A 21,105-nucleotide genomic window follows, 5' to 3' on the forward strand; every position below is an offset into this window, starting at 1 on the left:
ACAGGAAGGCAATCGCACCCGGTGGTGCGGCCGGGCTTCAAACCCGGTTGGGGGCGGCAGCCGCTCCCGGGTGGGTTCGACTCCCACTGCCTTCCGCCATCTTTCCGCGTCAACTACATGACCCGCAGAACGCAAAACGCCCGCCCGCAGTGGCTGCGGGCGGGCGTTTTCGGGCGTGGCGGAGGGGGGTTATTCCCAGCCGTACCAGGCGTCGAACAGGTCGCTGGCTTCGGCGTCGGCGATTTCGCTACGGGCCTTGAGCCATTCGATGAGGACCTGACGGTCCTCCTCGCTGGGCGAGTGGTAGCGCTTGGCGGACATCACGGTACCGCGCAGGCCGCTGTCGTCGAAGCTGCCGACGAAGTCCAGTTCGCGTGCTTCTACGGTGTCGATGAAGGCTTCGAGGAGGGCATCGAGGACGTCTTCCGAGAGAGCCTCTACGAAGCTCGCCTTCAGCTCGAACGCATGTTCCTGGAATTCGCCCAGGTAGAGTTTCTTGCGCAGACGGCGCTTCATGCGGGAGAGGTGGGCGGCGTCGGGCGTGGGGTTGACCATGGGTTCGTCCTGCTAGTGTGCGGACCGCCATTATGCCGCTGCTGGGCGAGCGCGGTCACTGTTGGGCGGTGCTATATTGCGCAGCCTTCCGTTGTCTCCGCTTTTCGCCATGCCCAACCAGTTGATCGTCGTTCCGCAGATTTCCAGCATGCCAGGCCATGAGGCCAAGGCGGGTGTGATCCTGCGCTGGCTGACCAACCGTGGCATCGTCGAGGCCTTGCCGACGCGCTGTGGGCGGGGCAGTGGTGGCATGGCCTACGGGATTGGGCCGAACGCCCGGCAGGCGGCACGGCATCCGCACCGTCTGCCGTTCGGGCTGCCGCTCAACGGCATGGAGATCGTCTACAAGCGCTGCGTATTCACGCCCGAGCAGGATTTCCTGGAGGAGGCCGGTTGCCCGAATTGCCGCCGCGAAGTGGGCGTGCCCCTATTCGGCACCCTCGATGAGTGGATCGCCGGCTACAGCGACAACTTCACCTGCCCGGAATGCGGTTTCGAGGACGACATCAACGGTTTCCTCTTTCCCCAGGCCTGCGGCTTCTCCAACCTTGGCTTCATCTTCAACGACTGGGCCGATGCGGGATTGGCGCCGGCGTTCCTGGAAGGCATCGCCGAGCGCTTGGGCTTCGCCGTGCGCGTAGTGCGCGTCGACCTCTGAGTCCGTCAGAAGGCGACGCTGGCCGTCAGGCGCAATTCCCGCGGCTGGCCGACATTCACCTGTAGCGGACTACCGGTGCTCGACGGGTAGTAGTGCTTGTCGAACAGGTTGTCGACGTTCAGTTGCAGGGTGGTCTGGTAGTCCCGCACCGGCAGTTCCCAGCGCAGGAAGGCGTCGCTCACCGTGTAGCTGCTCAGGTAGTAGCTGTTGGCGTTGTCGCCGGCACGTTCGCCGACGTAGCGGGTGCCGGCGCCCAGGTGCCATTGGCCGAGGCCTTCCGCTACTCGCAGGTGGTGAGTGAGGTAGAGGCTGGCGGTCTGCCGTGGCGCCTGGGACAGACGATTGCCTTCGTCGTCCGGGTCGTCGAGGATCTCGGTGTGGGTGTAGGCGTAGGTGGCGATCATCTGCCAGCGTTCGGCGAGACGGCCGGTCAGGTCGATCTCCACGCCCCGCGAGCCGACCTTGCCGGCGGCTTCGCTCAGCGAGTCGCCGCCGACCGTGGTGGTGGTCACCACGTTCTTCTTGACGATGTCGAACAGCGCGACGTTGAGGTTGAGGCCCGGCGTCAGGTCGTAGCGCGCGCCGACTTCGTAGCTGCGACCTTCCTCCGGATCGAACACGTTGTTCTGGTCGTCGACGTCGGTGTTCGGCACGAAGGAGCGGCTGTAGTTGCCGTACAGGCTCAGCGCATCGTTGATCTGGTAGACCAGCCCGGCGAAGGGGATGAAGGTCTGGTCGTTACTGTCCAGGCTGGGCGTGCGCGTGGCGGACAGGCCCTGGATGATGTACTGGTCGTAATGTTGGTAGCGCCCGCCGAGTACCAGGATCCACCGGTCGTCGAGGTGCCAGTTGTCCTTGAAGTACAGCGAGGTCGAGGTCAGCTCGTTGCGCTGGTTGCTTTGCGTCGCGCTGACGGTGCTGGGCTCGGCCAGGTCGCCATAGCGGGGCGCATAGATGTCGATATCGTCGCGGGCACTGGCAGGGTTGCGGTAGGTCTTGCCGCGGTAGTTGTCGTTGACTTCGTTATCGACGCCCAACAGCAGTTCGTGCACCTGGCCGAACAGCTCCTGCTTGCCGATGAAGTCCAGGCTCGCGTAGCGCGTTTCATAGTCGTAGTGCGCGCCATTGCCCACGCGGAGCAACTGACCGTCGGTCAGCGAGATGGGCTGGGCGATCATCAGGCCGTAGCGGTCGTTGTTCCAGGCGTAGCTCAGGCGGGTTTTCCAGGCGTCGCTCAATTGATATTCGAAACGTGCCGTGGCGGTCTCGCTGATGCCGGTGTTGCCTTCCCATTTCTCGCCGAATCGCTTGTCGTAGTCGACGCTGGCGGGATGGCCGTCGACGAACACTGTGCCGCGGTCGAAGGGTGTGCTGTAGTCGTTGTACTCGTAGGCCAGGGTCAGGCTGGCGCGTTCGCCGGTCCAGCTCAGCGAGGGTGCGACCAGCGTGTGCTGGTCGACACCGTAGTTGCGCCAGTAGTCGCGGCTCTGACGCTCGGCGATCAGTCGATAGGCCAACCCGGTGTCGCCCAGCGGCCCGGTGGTGTCCAGGCTCAGGCTGCCGCCGCCTTCGCCGAACGCGCTGCCGCTCAGCTCTGTACGCTGCACGTACTGCGGCTGCTTGCTGATGACGTTCACCAGTCCGCCCGGCTCCAGGGCGCCGTAGAGCAGCGAGGCGGGGCCCTTGAGGACCTCCACCCGTTCGGTGGTGGCGCTGAAGTTGCGCGAAAGGTTGGAGCGTACGCCGTCGCGCAGGATCGAGCCGTCGGCGTTGGTACCGAAGCCGCGCTTGACCAGTGAGTCCTTGGTATTGCCCAGGGTGTTGCCCTGGGAAACGCCGCTGACGAACTTCATCGCCTCGTCCAGCGAGCGCACCTGGTAATCCTCGAGGACCTGCGGAGCGACCACTTGCACGGACTGCGCCTCGTCGCGAATGGCCACGTCGCTCTTGCTGGCCGTGCTGGTACGGTCCACACGATAGTCGCTGGCCTGCTCGGCGCGTGCGGTGACTTCGTCCGCGGGCAGTTCCAGTTCCGCGGCTTGCAGGGCGCAGGCCAGCGGCAGCAGGGTGAAGGGGAGGGTGCGGAGCAAGCGATGGCGATTGGCGTGGGGCACTGAGAACGTCTTTTACATGATAATGATTGGCGATAATCATATGGATGAATCTCGCGAATGAACAGTGCCTGATGCATGCGCTGGCAATTGAGTGCCCTCGCCAGGCTAGGTATAATGCCGCGCTTCCTTTTTCCCGACTGGGAGCCCCCGCCATGCTGCGCATCAGCCAAGAAGCCCTGACTTTCGACGACGTACTCCTGATCCCCGGATATTCCGAGGTGCTGCCCAAGGACGTCAGTCTGAGGACCCGACTGACCCGCGGCATCGAGCTGAACATCCCGCTGCTGTCCGCCGCCATGGACACCGTGACCGAAGCCCGCCTGGCCATCGCCATGGCGCAGGAAGGCGGCATCGGCATCATCCACAAGAACATGACCGCCGAGCAGCAGGCCGCCGAAGTGCGCAAGGTCAAACGCCATGAGTCCGGCGTGGTCAAGGACCCGATCACCATCGATGCCGACGCCACGGTCGCCGATCTGTTCGACCTGACCCAGCAGCACCACATTTCCGGTGTTCCGGTGCTCTACCACGGTGATCTGGTCGGTATCGTCACCTCCCGCGACGTGCGCTTCGAGAGCCGCATGAACGCCAAGGTGCGCGACGTGATGACGCCGAAAGAGCGCCTGGTCACCGTCAAGGAAGGCGAGGACATCGAAGTCGTCCGCAAACTGCTGCACAAGCACCGCATCGAGCGCGTGCTGGTGGTCGACGACAGCTTCAAGCTCAAGGGCATGATGACCGTCAACGACCTGGAAAAAGCCCGCGCCTACCCGCTGGCGTGCAAGGACGAGCAAGGCCGCCTGCGCGTCGGCGCCGCCGTCGGTACCGGTGCCGATACCGGTGACCGCATCGCCGCGCTGGTCGCCGCGGGCGTCGACGTGATTATCGTCGACACCGCCCATGGGCACTCCAAGGGCGTGATCGAGCGCGTGCGCTGGGTCAAGCAGAACTTCCCGCAGGTGCAGGTGATCGGCGGCAACATCGCCACCGGCGAAGCCGCCCAGGCGCTGGTCGAAGCTGGCGCCGATGGCGTCAAGGTCGGCATCGGCCCGGGCTCCATCTGCACCACCCGTATCGTCGCCGGCGTCGGCGTGCCGCAGATCTCCGCGGTGGCCAACGTCGCCTCCGCTCTGGCCGGCACCGGCGTTCCGGTGATCGCCGACGGCGGTATCCGCTTCTCCGGTGACCTGTCCAAGGCCATCGTCGCCGGTGCCTCGGTGGTGATGATCGGTTCCATGTTCGCCGGTACCGAAGAAGCGCCGGGCGAAGTCGAACTGTTCCAGGGCCGTTCCTACAAGGCCTACCGCGGCATGGGCTCGCTGGGTGCCATGGCTCAGGCACAGGGCTCCTCGGACCGCTATTTCCAGGACGCCTCCGCCGGCGCCGAGAAGCTGGTTCCCGAAGGCATCGAAGGCCGTGTGCCGTACAAGGGCGCCCTCGCCGCCATCATTCATCAACTGATGGGCGGTCTGCGTTCCTCCATGGGCTACACCGGCAGTGCCACCATCGAAGAAATGCGCACCAAGCCCCAGTTCGTGCGCATCACCGGCGCCGGCATGGCCGAGTCGCATGTCCACGACGTGCAGATCACCAAGGAAGCTCCGAACTACCGGGTCGGTTAAGCGCCTACCTTGAAATGAGAGACGACACGGGGCTGTTCTTGCAGCCCCGTGTCATTTGCGAATTCCGCCACGAGAGACGGCCATGGCCCATCAAGACATCCACGCCCATCGCATCCTGATCCTGGACTTTGGTTCCCAGTACACCCAGCTGATTGCCCGCCGCGTGCGCGAGATCGGCGTCTACTGCGAACTGCATCCCTGGGACATGAGCGACGAGGACATCCGTGCCTTCGCACCGCGCGGCATCATCCTCGCTGGCGGCCCCGAGTCGGTCCACGCCGACGGCAGCCCGCGCGCGCCGCAGGCCGTGTTCGACCTGGGCGTGCCGCTGCTGGGCATCTGCTACGGCATGCAGACCATGGCCGAGCAGCTCGGCGGCAAGGTCGAGGGTTCGCAGATCCGTGAGTTCGGTTATGCCAAGGTCGACGTGGTCGGCAAGAGCCGCCTGCTCGACGGCATCGAAGACCACGTCGACGGCGACGGCGTATTCGGCCTCGACGTGTGGATGAGCCATGGCGACAAGGTCGTGCAGTTGCCCGAAGGCTTCCACGTCCTCGCCAGCACCCCCAGTTGCGCCCTGGCCGGCATGGCCGACGACGCCCGCGGCTGGTACGGCGTGCAGTTCCACCCGGAAGTGACCCACACCAAGCAGGGCGGTCGCATCCTCTCGCGCTTCATTCTCGAGATCAGCGGCTGCGAAGCCCTGTGGACGCCTTCGAACATCGTCGAGGACGCGGTGCGCCAGGTGCGCGAGCAGGTCGGCGATGCCAACGTACTGCTCGGCCTCTCCGGCGGCGTCGACTCCTCGGTGGTCGCCGCGCTGCTGCACAAGGCCATCGGCGAACAGCTCACCTGCGTATTCGTCGACAACGGTCTGCTGCGTCACAAGGAAGGCGACCAGGTCATGGCCATGTTCGCCGAGAACATGGGCGTGAAGGTCATCCGTGCCGACGCCGAGGCGCAGTTCCTGACCAACCTCGAAGGCGAGGCGGACCCGGAGAAGAAGCGCAAGATCATCGGCCGTACCTTCATCGACGTGTTCGATGCCGAGTCCAGCAAGCTCCACAACATCAAGTTCCTCGCCCAGGGCACCATCTACCCCGACGTGATCGAGTCGGCCGGCGCCAAGACCGGCAAGGCCCATGTGATCAAGTCGCATCACAACGTCGGTGGCCTGCCGGAAGAGATGAACCTGGAGCTGGTCGAGCCGTTGCGCGAGCTGTTCAAGGACGAAGTGCGCAAGATCGGCCTGGAGCTCGGCCTGCCGCATGACATGGTCTACCGCCACCCGTTCCCCGGTCCTGGCCTGGGCGTGCGCATCCTTGGCGAAGTGAAGAAGGAATACGCCGACCTGCTGCGTCTGGCCGACCACATCTTCATCACCGAACTGCGCAACGCCGGCTGGTACGACAAGGTCAGTCAGGCCTTCGTGGTGTTCCAACCGGTGAAATCCGTCGGCGTCGTCGGCGACGGCCGCCGCTACGCCTGGGTCGTCGCCCTGCGCGCGGTGGAAACCATCGACTTCATGACCGCACGCTGGGCGCACCTGCCCTACGAGCTGCTGGAGAAGGTCTCCAACCGCATCATCAACGAGATCGAAGGCATCTCCCGCGTCACCTACGACGTCTCCAGCAAGCCGCCGGCGACGATCGAGTGGGAGTGATCCCGCGCCCGGCACTGCCCGGCACGATCTAGCAAGAAATGCCCTGAAGCCCGCGTAAGTGCGGGCTTTTGGCTTTTGTAGTCTGGTAAATTCAGGTAGCGTTCTGCATCGCCAAGCATGGTTTTTTTATGGCATGGTACGGGGTACCAACTGCATCCGATGTGACCAGCGCATGGGTACGTCTTGACCGGCAGGAATCGACCCAAAGCGGACGTTGAAGTAGGGCAATTACCGGCCAATAGTAGTAGCTCGCAAATAAGTTAAGCCGGCTCATGGAGGACGGTCAGTTCCGACAATGACCACCGCTATCGGCAGCACGCTGATCGGCGTCGGATCTCGCTAAGGTCACAAATCGGCTCTCGTTTCGCTTATGAGTCGCGCAGCATCCCGCGCAGGAGGCAGGCCGAACACCCGTGCATAATCCCGCGTGAATTGCGTGGTGCTTTCATAGCCCACCTCGAACGCGGCGGCCGTGACGCTTTTGGCGCTGGCGACCATGAGTGTTCGGGCCTGTAGCAGGCGAATCCGTTTCTGGTACTGCAAGGGGCTCAGTGTCGTGACGGCTTTGAAATGCCGGTGAAACGCCGAGACGCTCATGGCAGCTTTTTGCGCCAGGCTTTCTACTCGGATGGGTTCAGCAAAGTCTCTCCGAATCCACTGAATGGCCAGGCTCACTCGGGCCATGGCGGTGTCTGGTGCGGCGATCTCTCGCAACATCCAGCCATGTGGGCCTTGTAGAACGCGAAACAATATCTCGCGCTCGTACGCTGGGGCGAGCGCGGCAATAGCATCTGGGTTGCCCATGAGTCGAAGCATGCGCACCCAGGCGTCCATCAACTCTGGCGTGATGGCAGCAACCGAAAAGCCGGGGTCGCTTTCGTACCGCCCCATAGGTTTCGGAAGGTCAGCCAGCAATGTAGCTAGCACTGTCGGATCGAGGGTCAGGCTAACGGCTAGGTAGGGCTCGCCTGTCTCCGCAGCGTGGACAGCCCCTACCGCGGGCAGCTCGATGGACATCACAAAATACGTCGCAGGGTCATACCGAAGGGTGCGGTCGCCCACCGTCATCGTTTTGCTGCCTTGCAGGATCAGGTTGATCATCGGGTCGTAGACGGCAGCGAGCATGTGCTCGGGGATATCGCCCTGAACCATGGCGACTCGCGGAATGCCCGTCTCGGTGCGGCGATTTTCGGCCTTGGCGGCCAAAATACGTAGCTCATTCAGTTGATTTTTCATGGAAGGGATGTTGACCGGAGACCGACGCGCCGTACAAGAAAAAAGCAGAAACAGGCAAGTTTGGAGTAGGAAAGGCTGCGTCGGCGAAGCAGTGCGTCGCTACCGTGATGACTCATTTCATCGACAGCGGAGCACCATATGAGCGTGATCGTCATCACCGGCGGCAGCCGTGGTATCGGTGCCAGTACGGCACGGCACATTGCCCAGCGTGGCACGGGTGTCATCCTGACTTACAACAACAATCCCCAAGCAGCGGCGGGAGTCGTAGGCAGTATCGAGCAGGCCGGCGGTAAAGCCGTTGCGCTCAAACTCGATGTTGGCAACGCGGGCAGTTTCGAAGTGTTTCGAGAAGCGGTCGTGATGACCTTAAGAGACGTCTGGAACATCAGCACGCTCACTGGCTTGGTCAACAATGCGGGGTATGGCCTATTCAACCCGTTGCAGAAGGTCAGCGAAGCCCAGTTCGACGGCTTGTTCAATGTTCACTTGAAAGGTCCGTTCTTCCTGACCAAGGCACTTCTTCCATTGCTGGAAGAAAACGCCAGCATCGTCAACCTGACCAGCGCCACCACCCGCGTCGCCACGGCCGGGGTGGCGCCTTATGCGGCTTTTAAAGGTGGGCTGGAAGTGCTCACGCGCTATATGGCCAAGGAGTTCGGTGATCGGCGTATACGGGCGAATGCGGTTTCACCTGGAGCGATTCGAACTGAGTTGGGAGGCGGGCTCAACGATGAGTTCGAGGCGATGCTGGCTGGGCAGACTGCACTGGGCAGGGTGGGCGAGCCTGAAGATGTAGCGCAGGTCATTGCCATGCTGTTGTCCGAAGACGGCGCCTGGATCAATGCCCAGACCATCGAAGTGGCAGGCGGCTACAACATCTGAACAAGCGAGGGCTATGACATGCTGGATCATGCTTTTCTATCGGTTAGCGACATCGAGCGCTCCATTCGTTTTTACGAAGCGGCACTCTCGCCGCTTGGCATCAACGCACGCCTGGACTACGACGGCAAGGACGGCCCGCCAGGTCATCCGGATCTCAAAGGCTTCGGCGCTAATGGCCGGGTGTTCTTCTGGCTGCGCGAGGGGGTGGTTGAGGGACGGGCTGCTCACGTCGGGTTTGTCGCGAGCAGCAAGGCCGAGGTCAAGGCTGCCTATGCCGCCGCTATGAGCCAGGGAGCCGTTGACAATGGTGCGCCTGGTGCCCGGCTGCATTACGACCCGAATTATTACGCCGCGAATGTGCTAGACCCGGATGGTTACAGTGTGGAATTCGTCTACAAGAACTGGCAGCACGCGCAATGAAGACATTATTGATTTACGGCGCGACGGGTTACACCGGGCGTATGGCCGCTGAGCGAGCGAAAGCACTGGGTTTAACTTTCGAAATAGGGGGACGTACGGTAGATCGACTTGAAGATCTTGCCGCGCAACTGAATGTTCCTTACCGCGTGTTCGGAGCAGATGCTCAGGCGGCAGGGGTGCTGGATGGTATAGATGTACTGTTGAACTTCGCAGGGCCTTTCGCGCAAACAGCCGAGGCTTTGATGCGGGCGTGCATGCAGGCTGGTGTCGACTACCTAGACATCACGGCCGAGATCAATGTCTACCGACTCGCGGAGCGGCTGGGTGCTCAGGCTGGCGAGGTGGGCGTGATGCTGCTGCCTGGCGTCGGCTGGGACGTTGTTCCCACGGACTGCCTGGCTATGCATGTGGCCCAGCGGGTTGCGGGCCCTCATGCGCTGAATATTGCGCTGCAGGTTCCCGGGTCCATGTCGCGAGGTTCGGCGATGAGCGTCAGCGAAATTATCGGCGCAGGGTTGCTCGCAAGGGTCGACGGGGAGCTCGTGGTAACGCCTGGTGCGCAGTCACGCCAGTTTGATTTTGGCGACGGGCCGGTGACGTGCCAGCCGTTATCTTTCGGTGATCTGGTGACGGGGTGGCATTCGACAGGCATCCCCAACATCGCGATGTTCGTGCATATCTCGGGCGAGGCTTTTCCCAAGGGTGACTTATCACAACTGCCTGATGGTCCCAGCGCCCATGAGCGGGACACCCACCGGGCTTGCGCGGTTGCAGAAGTCATCGCGGCGGATGGCAGCGTTGCCATATCCATGATCGAAACGGTAAACGGATATTCCTACACGCCGCTGGCCGCCATTGAAGCTGCGCGCCGGGTGTTAAGCGGCGAGCGCAAGCCTGGTTTTGAAACGCCAGCTCGCATTTTCGGCGGTGAATTTGCCGAGAGCATTGCCGGAACGATCATCACTGATCGCTGACTTCCGTAGTACGCATCAACCTGCTCAGCCCTGGCCCCGTGAACACCCCGTCTCTGCGCAACGTTCTGGGTGAGCGTGCCTAGGAGGTGATTGATGCCCTTAGCGAGGGGGAGCACGCTCGGTCGGATCAGCCAGGCATATGAGATCGGTCAGGCCGCGCTCTTCCTGACGGAGCGATGCATCGAGCTATGTCAGTGGAGCTGAGCTGTTCGCCGATGGTGATGCATCACAGATTTGAGATTCATACGGACCGGCCCCGCGCGGTCAACGACGCGATCTACCAACCGACCGATTCATGAGCGTTTATGGAGATACTTGATGAGTAACTTTGCTGGGTCAACAATCGATCATGTGGGCCTCGGGGTTTCGGACATTTCGCATGCTCAAGCCTTCTACGAACCCGCACTTAAGCCACTTGGGATTGAGTTGCTGATGAGCATCATGGCCGTTCCACCAGCTTCAGCACCTCGACGACTGGGATTTGGCTCTGAAGGAAAGCCGTTTTTATGGTTGCATGCTGCGCTCCCTGCCAGTTACGGGGCGCACATAGCTCTGATCGCAGAGAGTCGTGACGCGGTCGATGCGTTCTATGCGGCGGCCATTGCCGCTGGCGGCCAAGATAACGGAGCGCCTGGCATCAGGCCCCATTACCACCCCAATTACTACGCGGCGTATGTGCTAGGTCCTGATGGAGTGAATCTGGAGGCGGTTTGCCAGCTAACTGCTTAGTGCTGAGCCGCGCACTACTTTCAATTGAGTCACAGCTAGGACGGCGCTTGATCAACATGTTGTTCCCTTGTTTCACTTGGGACATGCAGAAGCGCGTCCGACTCGAACGGGTTCTACCAAATTTCTACGGACAGGTTTGGCTCGGATACGGCTACTGCCGGATGGCTGTTTTTGAATCATCGATCTGCCCGCGGAATATTTAGGCGTTCGTCAAAGGCAGCTTTTGGCCGATTGCGGCCCGTTGCCACCGGCTGCAATCGGCCAAAAGCTGCCTGTCACGAAATACTCAAGGCTATCCCTCACTGGCAGGCAGCCTCAACCTATGCCTGACCGACTTTCGCAGTGACCTGCATAAGCTACTCTTGGGGTTTAAGAGCATCTACGAAACTTGGGGCGATTCAATGACTCGTACGTTGCGGTTGCACCGGGCGGCTCAATCTTCGCCGTTCAGGCGGCCGTAGAAGGACTGGGTATCGCGTTCGCCATCAAGCAGGTTGTCGCTCCCCATATCGCAGAGGGTCGGCTCGTCCCGCTGTTGACCCCATGGTCGGCGCCCTTTTCGGGGTTTCATCTCTGTTGTACCGCGCAACGCCAAATGGCTCTCGCACTACGCGCTTTTATCAGCGAACTTCGTCTGTCGGCTGACCCCACTGTGGGGCGAGACTATTAGCGTGTCGGTCAGGTTTGAGCTCAGGTCAGGGTGCGCGCGCTCCGCTAGCCATGTCCCGGCCTCATAACGAATCGCCTGCGAACGCATCAGGACTACCCCCTGATGACTGTGCATCGGGAGGCTGCTGCCTGCGATCTTGAGGACGAGAGCATTCGTCACACAGGTGTCTCGCGCAAGGCGCCGGCTAGCGAGGCCGATACCGGGATCAACGGCGTCACCGTCGCTTGGAAGTCGTGGTAGAGGTCCTCGCGGGTCGGATACACCACGCCGCTGGGGCGCCCGTCGGCATCGACCTCGTGTCGCCAGCCTCCGGCCTCGTCGTCGACGAGCGTCGTGGCGATGTAGTCCCAGATCTCTCGGTATATTTCCTCGAAACAGGTTTCGCCGGTGCGGCGCAGCAACATCAGCGCCGTATTGGCGGCCTCGGCCTGTACCCAGTAAGGGCGGTTAGCCACGCTGATCTCATCCCGCCAGCCTAGGGTATAGACCATGCCGGGTTTGCCATCTGCGGCCCAGCCGCGGCGCATGGCGCTGTCGAACAGGGTCCGTGCATCCGCCAGTAGCCACGAGGGCGCATCATGCCCATGGGCGATGCAGCCGGCTTCGACTTTCAGCAGCAAACCTGCCCATTCAGCGAAGTGCCCTGGCGTCAGGCCGTAAGGGCGCAGCGAGTCGGTGCGTTGGTCTGCGCCGTAGTCAGGCAACAGTGCCCAATGGGCATCGAAGTGCTCTGGCAGTCGCGCGTCGTGGCGTGTCGGAATCTCGTGGGCGAAGCGCCGCACCAGCGCCAGGGCGCGCTCGAGCCAGCTCCGTTCACCGGTGGCATCGGCCAGCGCCAGGCAGGCCTCGGTGCCGTGCATGTTGCAGTTCGCGCCACGATAGGCCTCGGTTTCGCACCAGTCCGCCGTAAAGCTCGGCAGCAGCACGGCTTCGCTGTCGCTCCAGAAATGCCGGTCGATGACGTCTATCGCAGCCAGCATGAGCTCATCGCCGCGCGAGCAGCGGGCCATGCTGGCCGAGGCGCCGGCCAGGGCCACGAAGGTGTGAAGGTAGGCGTCCTTGCGTGATGGGCCGGCGACATCTGCGAACCATCCTCCGTTTTGCCCATCCCGCAAGGGACCATCCAGCAGCGCCTGGATGCCATGCTCGGCCAGCGCGCGGGCGCCAGGTACGCCCATGAGGGTGGCTAGCGCGTAACAATGCACCATCCGCGCAGTGATGAGACCCTGCGCGGTGGCATCCGCCAACTGCCCGTCGTTGCCCAACACTGCGAAACCGTGTGGCACGAGGGCGCGGCGATAGTGCTCCAGCAAGCGTTGGCCTTCGGCCAGCAGCCAATGGCGATGCGCCGAGCGCTCCACCCACGGGATGCGCTGCGAGGCTTCAGCCATTGGTGATCATCCCGCCGTTGATGTGAAGGGTCTGGCCGGTCATGAAGCTGCTGTCCTGACAGGCGAGGAAGACATAGGCCGGACCCAGCTCGCGGGGTTGCCCCATGCGTCCCATGGGCGAGGACATCTTCTTCAGCATGTCGGCATCGAAGTCCTTGAAGGCCAATTGAATCTCGGTGACCACGGGGCCGGGGGCCACCTGGTTGACGCGGATGCCGCGGTCGAGCAGTTGCAGCGCCAACGCCCGGGTGTAGCCGACGATGCCCGCCTTGGTCGCGGTATAAGGCACCAGCGCCGCATTGCCGACGTACGCATTCACCGAGGTGGTGTTGATGATGCAGCTGCCTTCGCCCATGTGTTCCAGGGCGGCGCGGGTGGTGTAGAAGATGCCACTCAAGTTGACGTCGAAATGCTGCTGCCAGTCTTCGTCGCTGATCTCGGACTGCGCCCCGTACGCCTTCTGCATGCCGGCGTTGTTCACCAGTACGTCGATGCCGCCCCACTGGGCGCAGACCGCCTCCACCGCCGCCTGGCAGCTGGCGCTGTCACCGGTGTTGCCCCGGATCACCAGGGCCTCGGCGCCCTCGGCTTCGATGCCCTGGCGGGTTTCGCGCGCGCTGTCCTCATCCTTGTGATAGAGGATCGCCACCTTGGCACCTTCCCGGGCCATGTGCAGGGCCACGGCGCGGCCGATGCCGCTGTCGCCGCCGGTGATGAGTACGCGTTTTCCGGTGAGCTTGCCGGCGCCTTTGTAGGCATCGTCGATGTATTCGGCAGGTGGCAGGAGTTCATCGATCCGATCTTGCATGGGAATTCCTCGAGCGAGCACAGCGCAGTCGCTGCGCAGTGAGTGTTGGCTAAGCCGTTCAAGGATTACGATGAATCGATCTGCCGACAGTTCCGAGGATGTGACCGGCAGCAGGCGGTTGGGGGCCTCTATCGCGGCGCTTTGCGGACGGCACGAGAAGCCCTCGAAGCGGCTTTGGTTTCCGCCCCTGAAGTCGCGGTTCTTTTCCGTGGGCCGCCATGCCGGCGGCTCCCGGCGCGCTTCGCCGCGCTTGTAGCGTGTGTCCGGTTCGCCGGCGAGGGCGCGGTGTCACCACGCCCCTGGGGGCGTGCCTACCACTCGTCGCGTTCTTGCTCCTCGCGGCCCAACTGACGCGCCAGCGCTTCGGCGCGGGCGTCCTCGATGACCTGGCGCAGGTCGTCCAGGTCGATCTCCGAGGCGTCGGGGGTGTAGCGGCCGGTAAGGGCGGTGTCGGGGCGCAGTCGTCCGTCTTCGAAGAGCGCCCACATCTCCTCGCCGTACCAGGTATCGAGCAGCTCGGGGGCGGAGCGGCCCAGGTAGGCGGTGAGGTTGTTGACGTCGCGCAGCAGCATGGCGCGCGCCTGGTTGTTGCCAGCGGCATCCACCACTTGAGGGAAGTCGATGATCACCGGGCCGTCCGGGGCGACCAGGATGTTGTAGGCCGACAGGTCACCGTGGATCAGTCCGCAGCAGAGCATGCGCACCACCTGGCGGACCAGCACCTGATGAAATTCCCGGGCCATCTCGGCGGGGAGCTCCACCTCGCCCAGGCGCGGCGCGCAATAACCCTCGGCGTCGGTCACCAGCTCCATCATCAGCACGCCATGCACGAAGCCGAACGGCTCGGGCACGCGCACGCCGGCCCCGCGCAACTGATAGAGCGCGTCCACCTCGGTGTTCTTCCAGGCCTCTTCCTGTTGCTTGCGACCGTACTTGCTGGCCTTGGCCATCGCGCGTGACTCACGGCTACCACGGGCCTTGCGGCCTTCCTGGTACTGCGCCCGCTGCTTGAAGCTGCGTTGCGCCATGTCCTTGTAGACCTTCGCGCAACGCACCTCTTCGCCACTGCGCACAACGTACACGGAGGCTTCCTTGCCACTTTTCAGCGGACGTATCACTTCGTCGATGAGGCCGTCTTCGATCAGCGCCTGCAGGGCGGGGGAAGTCTTCATGCAGCTCCGTCATTGCCTCGTGCGGGGGAATGGAACGCCATTATTGCAGCATCGTCGCCGTGTCGCAGCCGCCGCGTACGTGCTCGATCAACGCACGTAGTTTGGCTGGCAGGTGGCGGCGCTGGGGGAAGTAGAGGAAGAAGCCGGGGAAAGGTGGCAAGTACTCCTGCAGCAGTGGGACCAACTCACCCCGCTCCAGGTAGGGACGCAGGTTCTCTTCCAGGGCGAAGGTGATACCACCGTCATTGAGGGCGGTGCGCAGCATCAGGTTGAGATCGTTGGTGGTGATCTGCGGCTGCACCTGCACATCGAACGGCTTGCCGTCCTCGACGAACTCCCAGCGGTGCGGCGCGAGGTGCAGCGACTGGCGCCAGCCGATGCAGCGATGGGCGATCAGCTCGCGCGGATGGCGCGGCGCGCCATGGGCTGCGATATAGGCCGGCGAGGCCACCGCCAGTTCGCGCTGCTCGCCCCCCAGTGGCACGGCGATCATATCCTGCTCGATCACTTCGCCCAGGCGTACGCCGGCATCGAAGCCAGCGGCGACGATATCGAATTCCTCATCGTTCACCGTCACATCCAGTTGGATCTGCGGGCAGGCCTCGGCGAAGCGCGCGAGCAAGGGGCCGGAAAGAAACGGCTCGGCGATGGAGGTGACGGCCAGGCGCAATTGGCCACTGGGCGACTGCGCGGCGCGGGTTTCCTCCAGGCCCTGGGCGATTTCCTGCAGTGGCTGGCGCAGGCGCTCGAGCAGTTGCGCACCGGCCTCGGTGAGGTTCACCGAGCGTGTGGTGCGGGTGAACAGCAGGGCCTTGCAGGCATCCTCCAGGCGTCGTACTCCCTGGCTGGCGGCCGAGCGGGTGATGCCCAGGCGGTCCGCCGCGGCGCGGAAGTTGCGCGTCTCGGCCACGGCGATGAACAGCGGCAGGAGGTTCAGGTCGAGGTTCATTGTCCAGTTTTGCTAAACAAAGGATTCATCAGTGGACCACTACCGAGTATGAGTCGGCAAGCCGAAGCTATGGCTGTCACTCGACGACGGGAGAGTCCCATGCAAAAAGTCATTCTCATTACCGGTGCCTCCAGTGGCATCGGTGCAGGCATCGCTCGTGAGCTGGCGCAGGCCGGCGCCTGGGTACTGCTCGGTGCGCGCCGCAGCGAGCGCATCGAACAACTCGCCGCGCAGATTCGCCGGGCCGGCGGCGTCGCCCTGGCTCGCGAGCTGGATGTCACTTCGCGGCAGTCCATGGCCGATTTCGTGCGCTTCGCCATGGAGACCTGGGGGCGCATCGACGTGCTGGTGAACAACGCGGGTGTCATGCCGCTGTCGCCACTGGCTGCCGGCAAGCAGGACGAATGGGAGCGCATGATCGATGTGAACATCAAGGGCGTGCTGTGGGGCATCGGCGCGGTGCTGCCGCTGATGCGCGAGCAGCAGTCCGGGCAGATCATCAACATCGGTTCGGTGGGCGCGCTGTCGGTGGTGCCTACCGCTGCCGTCTACTGCGCCACCAAGTTCGCCGTGCGGGCGATTTCCGACGGCCTGCGCCAGGAATGTCGGGACATCCGCGTGACCTGTGTGAACCCCGGCGTGGTCGAGAGCGAACTGGCCGACAGCATCAGCGACCCCAGCGCCCGCGAGATGATGCACGAATACCGTGCTATCGCCCTGCAACCGCAGGACATCGCCGTTGCCGTGCGCCAGGCGATCGAAGCGCCGGCGAGCGTCGACACCAACGAGATTACCCTCCGTCCCACTGCCGCAGCGCACTGAACGTGCGCGCAGGGAGACTCCAATGATTGACCTGCAAGCCAATACACGACGCCTGGCATGGCGCTTCATGATTCCGCTCATCATCGTATTAGGGGGGACCGCCCTACCGAGCCAGGCCAGCGAACGCCTGACCGAGCGCAACGAAGCGCTGGTTCGCGATGCCTTCGCGCGCTGGAGCGCCGGCGAGGATGTTTTCGCCGCCCTGCTGGCGGATGACATCGTCTGGCATATCCGTGGCTCCGGCCCGGTGGCTGGCACCTACCGTGGCCTGGATGATTTCGTCGAGCGCGCGGCGCGCCCGCTGACCTCGCGTCTGCGCGGGCCGGTACAGCCTCGTTTGCTTAACCTTTGGGCGCAGGGCGAGCACGTCATCGTGCGCTTCGATGGCAGCGCCACCACCCTCGCGGGTGAGCCGTATCGCAATCAGTTCGTCTGGATCTTCCGCCTGCAAGACGAGCAGGTCGTCGAGGCCGAAGCCTTCCTCGACCTGAATGCCTACCAGACGGTGGTGGACAACACGCCGCTGCCCTGAGCCGCGAACGCGCGAAGGCCGACGGAGCAACCCGTCGGCCTTCGTCATCAGGGCGGCTTACTTCAGGTGCTCGCGCAAGCCGTCCGCCGCCTGTTGCAGTGCGTTGCGCACCGCCGGCACGCCGCTCAGGGCGTTGAGCAGGCCGAAGTCATGGATCAACCCGTTGTAGCGAGTCACCGTGACCTCCACGCCGGCCTGATCGAGCTTGCGCCCGTAGGCTTCGCCCTCGTCGCGCAGCACGTCCAGTTCGGCGGTCTGAATCAGCGTCGGCGGCAGGCCGGCGAGCTGCTCTGAAGTGGCGCGCAAGGGCGAGGCGTAGATTTCGCCGCGCTCCTTGGGATCGGTGGTGTAGGCGTCCCAGAACCACTTCATCATGTTGCGGCTGAGGAAGTAGCCGTTCTCGAACTGCCCGTACGAAGCGGTCTCGAAGTTGGCGTCGGTCACCGGCCAGAAGAGCACCTCGTAGCGGATCTTCGGCGTGCCGGCGGCCTTGGCCTGCAAGGCGACCGAAGCGACCATGTTGCCGCCCACGCTGTTGCCGGCCAGGGCCAGGCGGTTGCCGTCCACACCGATCTCGGCGCCGTGTTCGGCCACCCATTGGGTCGCCGCGTAGGCCTGGTGGATCGCCACCGGATAGTGCGCCTCGGGCGACGGCGTGTAGTCGACGTAGACCGCCGCCGCGCCGGACAGGCTGACCAGGTCGCGGATCAGTCGCTCGTGGGTCGGGTAGTCGCCGAGAATCCAGCCACCACCGTGGAAGAACATGAACACCGGCAGCACCTTGCCTTCGCTACCGGCAGGGCGCACCACCACCAGTTTCAGCGGCTGGCCGTTGGCCTGGATGGTCTTCTGCGTGACCTCGGCGACGGGCAGCTGGGCGCCGGCCTGGGCGTCGCTGAGCACCTGGCGCGCGGCTTTCGGCGAGAGCTGTTCGATCGGTGTGCCGCCGCTGCCGTTCAGGGCATTGAGGAATTCGGCAACCGGACGCAGCGGTTGCGCTTGGCTGGCGTCGGCAGCGAAGCCGGTGCCGATGCTGCTGGCCAGCAGGCTGGCGGCGATCAAGGTCTGGTTCAGGGCTTTCATGGTCGATCTCCTGTCTGAGCGATGGGCGAGGTCGGTGGAACCGTTTCGCCGGGGTGTTTGGCCATTGGCTGGCGACGGGTTAACTTTGCGCTCGGATGCGATACGATTGGTTGCAATAAGTCTCTTAAAGTTGACCGGGAGTATTTTCATGGCAGATCGTCTCGAAGCCCTGCTGACGCACTTCTCGGTGTCCGCGCGGGTGTTCCACGCTGGCGCGCTGTGCGGCATCAACGACCTGGCCGGTGATGGCGAGACCGGACAACTGCATCTGATCCGTGAGGGCGCGGTGGAGGTGCGCCACCCCAGCGGCAGCCCACTGCACATCGAGCGGCCGAGCCTGCTGCTGTATCCCCGGCCGCTGGCGCACCGCTTCGTCACCGACGCCGAGCGCGGTGCGGACTTCGCCTGTGCGCAGCTGCACTTTGGCGGCGGTGCGGCGAACCCCATCGTCGCCGCGCTGCCGGCGGTGGTGTGCCTGCCGCTGGATGAGCTGGACGGTGCCGAGGGTGTGCTGGCGCTGCTCTTCGACGAAGCCTTCAAGCACAACTGCGGGCGCCAGGCGGTGCTCGACCGGCTGTTCGAGGTGGTGCTGATCCAGGTATTGAGGCAACTGATGGAGCGCGGTCTGACGCAGAGCGGCATGCTCGCCGGCATGGCCCACCCGCGCCTGCGCCTGGCGCTGGTGGCGATGCACGAGGCCCCGGCGCAGGACTGGAGCCTGGAGGATCTGGCCGCCAGCGCCGGCATGTCACGCAGCGTGTTTGCCCGCGCCTTTCGCGAAAGCGTCGGCGTCACCCCGGGCGCCTATCTGCAGGCCTGGCGCATTGCCCTGGTGCAACAGGGCCTGCGTCAGGGGCGCTCGCTCAAGCTGCTGGTGGACGAAGTGGGCTACGGCAGCGAAGCCGCGCTGTCGCGCGCGTTCAAGGCGCAGACCGGCCTGGCGCCGAGGCAGTGGCGCCAGGCGAGCGAGCGCTAAGCGCACGTGTGGCCGAATGTTCCGTCCCTGGGGCCTGTTATCCGGCGTCGTACCAAGCAGGCAGTCGAAATGGATACGTTTGCTTCACCGTATGAGTTCGCACAGGACGCCCGTTGAGCATGGCGGGTTTGAAGTACCAGGTTTTCATCGCTGCAAGTACGGCCATGCCGAACTCGACGGTACTGGCGTCCTGGATTTGTGCGCCCGCTACGCGTCCGTTCTCATCGATATGAAAGATCACGGTTGCTTGCCCCGGTATTCCGGCACGTAACGCGTCTTCCGGGTATTCCGGCGCCTGTCCACGAATAAGCGCCGGTGGCGTATCGCAATAAGGCGCTCGACAGAACAGCGCGGCGTACGATTTGAAGGCTTCGGGTTCGAGGGGATCACCCGAGCGTGAGATAAGCATCTGGCACGCGCTTACGAAAAGCAAAGAGGCGAGCGTGGCGACGAGGATCGCTTGTTTCATGGCTTCCTGCCTGTCTGTGGGCAGTGGTGGTCGCCCACTACCGTCGCGGTTTCTGATCGATTCGCTCTTTTAGCGAGATGCTGTCTCTCTCGTCAAGATTGGCCAGTTGGGGTACGTCGCTCGCTGCATTAGGGCTATGCGGCGTGTCTTCGCCGATAGCACGTAATTGTATGCCTTCACGCTCGTGCGACTGCAGGTCCTCGTCGCACTGTCATGTGAGTTCTCTCCGGAGCTGAAGGCCGTGGGCTATGCCATCAGCTCTTGATACATCACATGGCAATTCACCAATCCCAAGGTCTTGTGGCGATAGGCCTTGGGCAGGGTACCGACGATCTCGAAGCCGAGCTTCTTCCAGAGTGCGACAGCGACATGATTGGTGGACACCACCGAGTTGAACTGCATGGCGAGAAAGCCCAGCTCGCGGGCCACCTGCAGCGAGTGTTCGCAGAGCCGGCGGGCGACGCCCTTGCCGCGTGCTTCGGGCGCGGTCATGTAACCGCAGTTGCAGACGTGCTGGCCGGGGCCGGCGGCGTTGGCCTTGATGTAGTAGGTGCCGAGGATCTGCCCGTCTTCTTCGGCGACGAAGGTCGCCCGCGGCAGTTCCACCCAGGTGACCCAGGCCTGTTCGCGGGTCATGGCGGGGTCGTAGGCGTAGGTTTCCTGGGCCTGGATGACCTGCTCGATGATCGGCCAGACCTGTTCGAAGTCCTCGGCGGTGATGGGGCGGATGTTCATGGGTATTCCCTGAGGATGAAGGCGCTCAGTGTGCCATGTTGGATGACGGGCGGGCCTGCATTCTGCACCCAACGACTTACCCGCGAGGCTCGATCCACTACGACTCGGTCGGGCTTGCCACCCGTTCGCGCAAAGAGCGCCTGGGTACCTTGGCGTCAGCGGCCGTCCCGTTGCTGCGGTTATCGATCAGGAGTGCGCTGGAGTGCGGTTTCGGTTGCGAGGTATCAGCCTGCCATCCTGTCCTCTTGGAGGGCCAGACAGGCCAGGCGAGTCGGTGAATACCGGATTGGCCACGGGGGGAGCGGTCTTTTCTGACGTCATCGGGATCTGGCGGTCGTGCTCTGCGACTTGCCCGGAGCGCTGTCAGGAGAGGGTGTTGGTTTCTCCAGGCTGGGCGAGGGTTCCTGACACCATCCGCCAAAGCTGTCCCAGTCCTCGCCGAACAGCTCCTGCGGATGCTGCACCCGCTCGGCACCGTTGCCGCAGGCCAGCTCATGGGCCGGGCAATAGCGGTCGCAGCCCCAGCAAATGCGCTCGGGGTGGGCGGGGTGCAGGGGGAAGCGTTTGCTCATGGCGGGCTCCGCTGGGCTTGGAGCTAGGTTGGGACATTGCGCGCGGGGGCGTATTGATACCGCGCAAAGGATG

Annotated in this window: 22 protein-coding genes and 1 tRNA gene; 12 read left to right on the top strand and 11 right to left on the bottom strand. The window is 63.5% G+C overall.

The window, feature by feature from the left end:
* The first annotated feature begins 3 nt into the window (after positions 1 to 3).
* A tRNA-Sec gene (locus ACYRGX_RS08555) sits at positions 4 to 99 on the top strand.
* A 90-nt stretch (positions 100 to 189) separates the two neighbouring features.
* Here ACYRGX_RS08555 and ACYRGX_RS08560 read toward each other — a convergent pair.
* Positions 190 to 555 carry a YggL 50S ribosome-binding family protein gene (locus ACYRGX_RS08560; RefSeq protein WP_473056143.1) on the bottom strand — a complete coding sequence of 122 codons (366 nt, stop codon included), beginning with the start codon at positions 553 to 555 and terminating at the stop codon, positions 190 to 192.
* A 109-nt stretch (positions 556 to 664) separates the two neighbouring features.
* Between ACYRGX_RS08560 and ACYRGX_RS08565 the strand changes: the two genes are divergently transcribed.
* Entirely contained in the window at positions 665 to 1,213 is a 549-nt protein-coding gene (locus ACYRGX_RS08565) for a sugar ABC transporter ATPase (protein ID WP_473056656.1), read from the top strand.
* Between the two features lie 5 nt (positions 1,214 to 1,218).
* Here the strand turns inward: ACYRGX_RS08565 and ACYRGX_RS08570 are convergent, their stop codons facing one another.
* Positions 1,219 to 3,303 (bottom strand): TonB-dependent siderophore receptor, encoded by a 2,085-nt coding sequence (locus ACYRGX_RS08570; RefSeq protein ID WP_473056657.1) that lies wholly within the window; start codon positions 3,301 to 3,303, stop codon positions 1,219 to 1,221.
* A gap of 176 nt (positions 3,304 to 3,479) precedes the next feature.
* Here ACYRGX_RS08570 and guaB point away from each other — a divergent pair, with 176 nt between their 5' ends.
* Together guaB and guaA are read left to right on the top strand one after the other, a co-directional pair.
* Positions 3,480 to 4,949: an IMP dehydrogenase gene (gene guaB, locus ACYRGX_RS08575; RefSeq protein WP_473056144.1), complete on the top strand. Its 1,470-nt coding sequence runs from the start codon at positions 3,480 to 3,482 to the stop codon at positions 4,947 to 4,949.
* 82 nt (positions 4,950 to 5,031) lie between these two features.
* Positions 5,032 to 6,612 carry a glutamine-hydrolyzing GMP synthase gene (guaA, locus tag ACYRGX_RS08580; RefSeq protein WP_473056145.1) on the top strand — a complete coding sequence of 527 codons (1,581 nt, stop codon included), beginning with the start codon at positions 5,032 to 5,034 and terminating at the stop codon, positions 6,610 to 6,612.
* Positions 6,613 to 6,957: 345 nt separating this feature from the next.
* Here the strand turns inward: guaA and ACYRGX_RS08585 are convergent, their stop codons facing one another.
* Positions 6,958 to 7,848: an AraC family transcriptional regulator gene (locus tag ACYRGX_RS08585; protein ID WP_473056146.1), complete on the bottom strand. Its 891-nt coding sequence runs from the start codon at positions 7,846 to 7,848 to the stop codon at positions 6,958 to 6,960.
* 138 nt (positions 7,849 to 7,986) lie between these two features.
* Between ACYRGX_RS08585 and ACYRGX_RS08590 the strand changes: the two genes are divergently transcribed.
* The 5 genes from ACYRGX_RS08590 to ACYRGX_RS08610 all read left to right on the top strand — a co-directional run bounded on the left by ACYRGX_RS08590 (position 7,987) and on the right by ACYRGX_RS08610 (position 11,523).
* Complete coding sequence (locus ACYRGX_RS08590; RefSeq protein ID WP_473056147.1) at positions 7,987 to 8,730, top strand: SDR family NAD(P)-dependent oxidoreductase; 744 nt, start codon at positions 7,987 to 7,989, stop codon at positions 8,728 to 8,730.
* Positions 8,731 to 8,748: 18 nt separating this feature from the next.
* Positions 8,749 to 9,150 carry a VOC family protein gene (locus ACYRGX_RS08595; protein WP_473056148.1) on the top strand — a complete coding sequence of 134 codons (402 nt, stop codon included), beginning with the start codon at positions 8,749 to 8,751 and terminating at the stop codon, positions 9,148 to 9,150.
* Complete coding sequence (locus ACYRGX_RS08600) at positions 9,147 to 10,124, top strand: saccharopine dehydrogenase family protein (RefSeq protein WP_473056149.1); 978 nt, start codon at positions 9,147 to 9,149, stop codon at positions 10,122 to 10,124. Before ACYRGX_RS08595 ends, ACYRGX_RS08600 begins: the two co-directional genes overlap by 4 nt.
* 318 nt (positions 10,125 to 10,442) lie before the next feature.
* Entirely contained in the window at positions 10,443 to 10,853 is a 411-nt protein-coding gene (locus tag ACYRGX_RS08605) for a VOC family protein (protein WP_473056150.1), read from the top strand.
* A 388-nt stretch (positions 10,854 to 11,241) separates the two neighbouring features.
* Positions 11,242 to 11,523, top strand: coding sequence for a LysR substrate-binding domain-containing protein (locus ACYRGX_RS08610; RefSeq protein WP_473056151.1), 282 nt, complete (start codon positions 11,242 to 11,244; stop codon positions 11,521 to 11,523).
* Between the two features lie 155 nt (positions 11,524 to 11,678).
* Here ACYRGX_RS08610 and ACYRGX_RS08615 read toward each other — a convergent pair whose 3' ends face one another.
* The 4 genes from ACYRGX_RS08615 to ACYRGX_RS08630 form a co-directional block, all read right to left on the bottom strand.
* Entirely contained in the window at positions 11,679 to 12,914 is a 1,236-nt protein-coding gene (locus ACYRGX_RS08615) for an AGE family epimerase/isomerase (RefSeq protein ID WP_473056152.1), read from the bottom strand.
* Entirely contained in the window at positions 12,907 to 13,722 is an 816-nt protein-coding gene (locus tag ACYRGX_RS08620; protein WP_473056153.1) for an SDR family oxidoreductase, read from the bottom strand. The genes ACYRGX_RS08615 and ACYRGX_RS08620 overlap by 8 nt, the downstream gene beginning before the upstream one ends.
* A 311-nt stretch (positions 13,723 to 14,033) precedes the next feature.
* On the bottom strand, positions 14,034 to 14,894 hold the full coding sequence (locus ACYRGX_RS08625) for a PA4780 family RIO1-like protein kinase (RefSeq protein ID WP_473056154.1): 861 nt from the start codon (positions 14,892 to 14,894) through the stop codon (positions 14,034 to 14,036).
* 40 nt (positions 14,895 to 14,934) lie between these two features.
* The gene (locus ACYRGX_RS08630) at positions 14,935 to 15,843 is read right to left on the bottom strand and encodes a LysR substrate-binding domain-containing protein (protein ID WP_473056155.1); all 909 of its coding nucleotides are present in this window, start codon (positions 15,841 to 15,843) and stop codon (positions 14,935 to 14,937) included.
* Positions 15,844 to 15,942: 99 nt separating this feature from the next.
* Here ACYRGX_RS08630 and ACYRGX_RS08635 point away from each other — a divergent pair, with 99 nt between their 5' ends.
* The gene (locus ACYRGX_RS08635) at positions 15,943 to 16,665 is read left to right on the top strand and encodes an SDR family oxidoreductase (RefSeq protein ID WP_473056156.1); all 723 of its coding nucleotides are present in this window, start codon (positions 15,943 to 15,945) and stop codon (positions 16,663 to 16,665) included.
* A gap of 22 nt (positions 16,666 to 16,687) precedes the next feature.
* On the top strand, positions 16,688 to 17,197 hold the full coding sequence (locus ACYRGX_RS08640) for a nuclear transport factor 2 family protein (protein WP_473056157.1): 510 nt from the start codon (positions 16,688 to 16,690) through the stop codon (positions 17,195 to 17,197).
* A 57-nt stretch (positions 17,198 to 17,254) separates the two neighbouring features.
* On the opposite strand, the gene ACYRGX_RS08645 is transcribed toward ACYRGX_RS08640, so the two are convergent.
* On the bottom strand, positions 17,255 to 18,280 hold the full coding sequence (locus ACYRGX_RS08645) for an alpha/beta hydrolase (protein WP_473056158.1): 1,026 nt from the start codon (positions 18,278 to 18,280) through the stop codon (positions 17,255 to 17,257).
* A gap of 148 nt (positions 18,281 to 18,428) precedes the next feature.
* On the opposite strand from ACYRGX_RS08645, the gene ACYRGX_RS08650 reads away from it, so the two are divergent.
* Positions 18,429 to 19,256, top strand: coding sequence for a cupin domain-containing protein (locus ACYRGX_RS08650; RefSeq protein WP_473056159.1), 828 nt, complete (start codon positions 18,429 to 18,431; stop codon positions 19,254 to 19,256).
* 37 nt (positions 19,257 to 19,293) lie between these two features.
* Here ACYRGX_RS08650 and ACYRGX_RS08655 read toward each other — a convergent pair whose 3' ends face one another.
* From ACYRGX_RS08655 to ACYRGX_RS08665, 3 genes are all read right to left on the bottom strand, one after another.
* Positions 19,294 to 19,725, bottom strand: coding sequence for an energy transducer TonB (locus ACYRGX_RS08655; RefSeq protein ID WP_473056160.1), 432 nt, complete (start codon positions 19,723 to 19,725; stop codon positions 19,294 to 19,296).
* 246 nt (positions 19,726 to 19,971) lie between these two features.
* On the bottom strand, positions 19,972 to 20,460 hold the full coding sequence (locus tag ACYRGX_RS08660; protein ID WP_473056161.1) for a GNAT family N-acetyltransferase: 489 nt from the start codon (positions 20,458 to 20,460) through the stop codon (positions 19,972 to 19,974).
* A 317-nt stretch (positions 20,461 to 20,777) separates the two neighbouring features.
* Positions 20,778 to 21,032 carry a DUF3079 domain-containing protein gene (locus tag ACYRGX_RS08665; RefSeq protein ID WP_473056162.1) on the bottom strand — a complete coding sequence of 85 codons (255 nt, stop codon included), beginning with the start codon at positions 21,030 to 21,032 and terminating at the stop codon, positions 20,778 to 20,780.
* Positions 21,033 to 21,105: the final 73 nt, after the last annotated feature.

The sequence above is a fragment of the Pseudomonas sp. R4-15 genome (assembly GCF_055768815.1).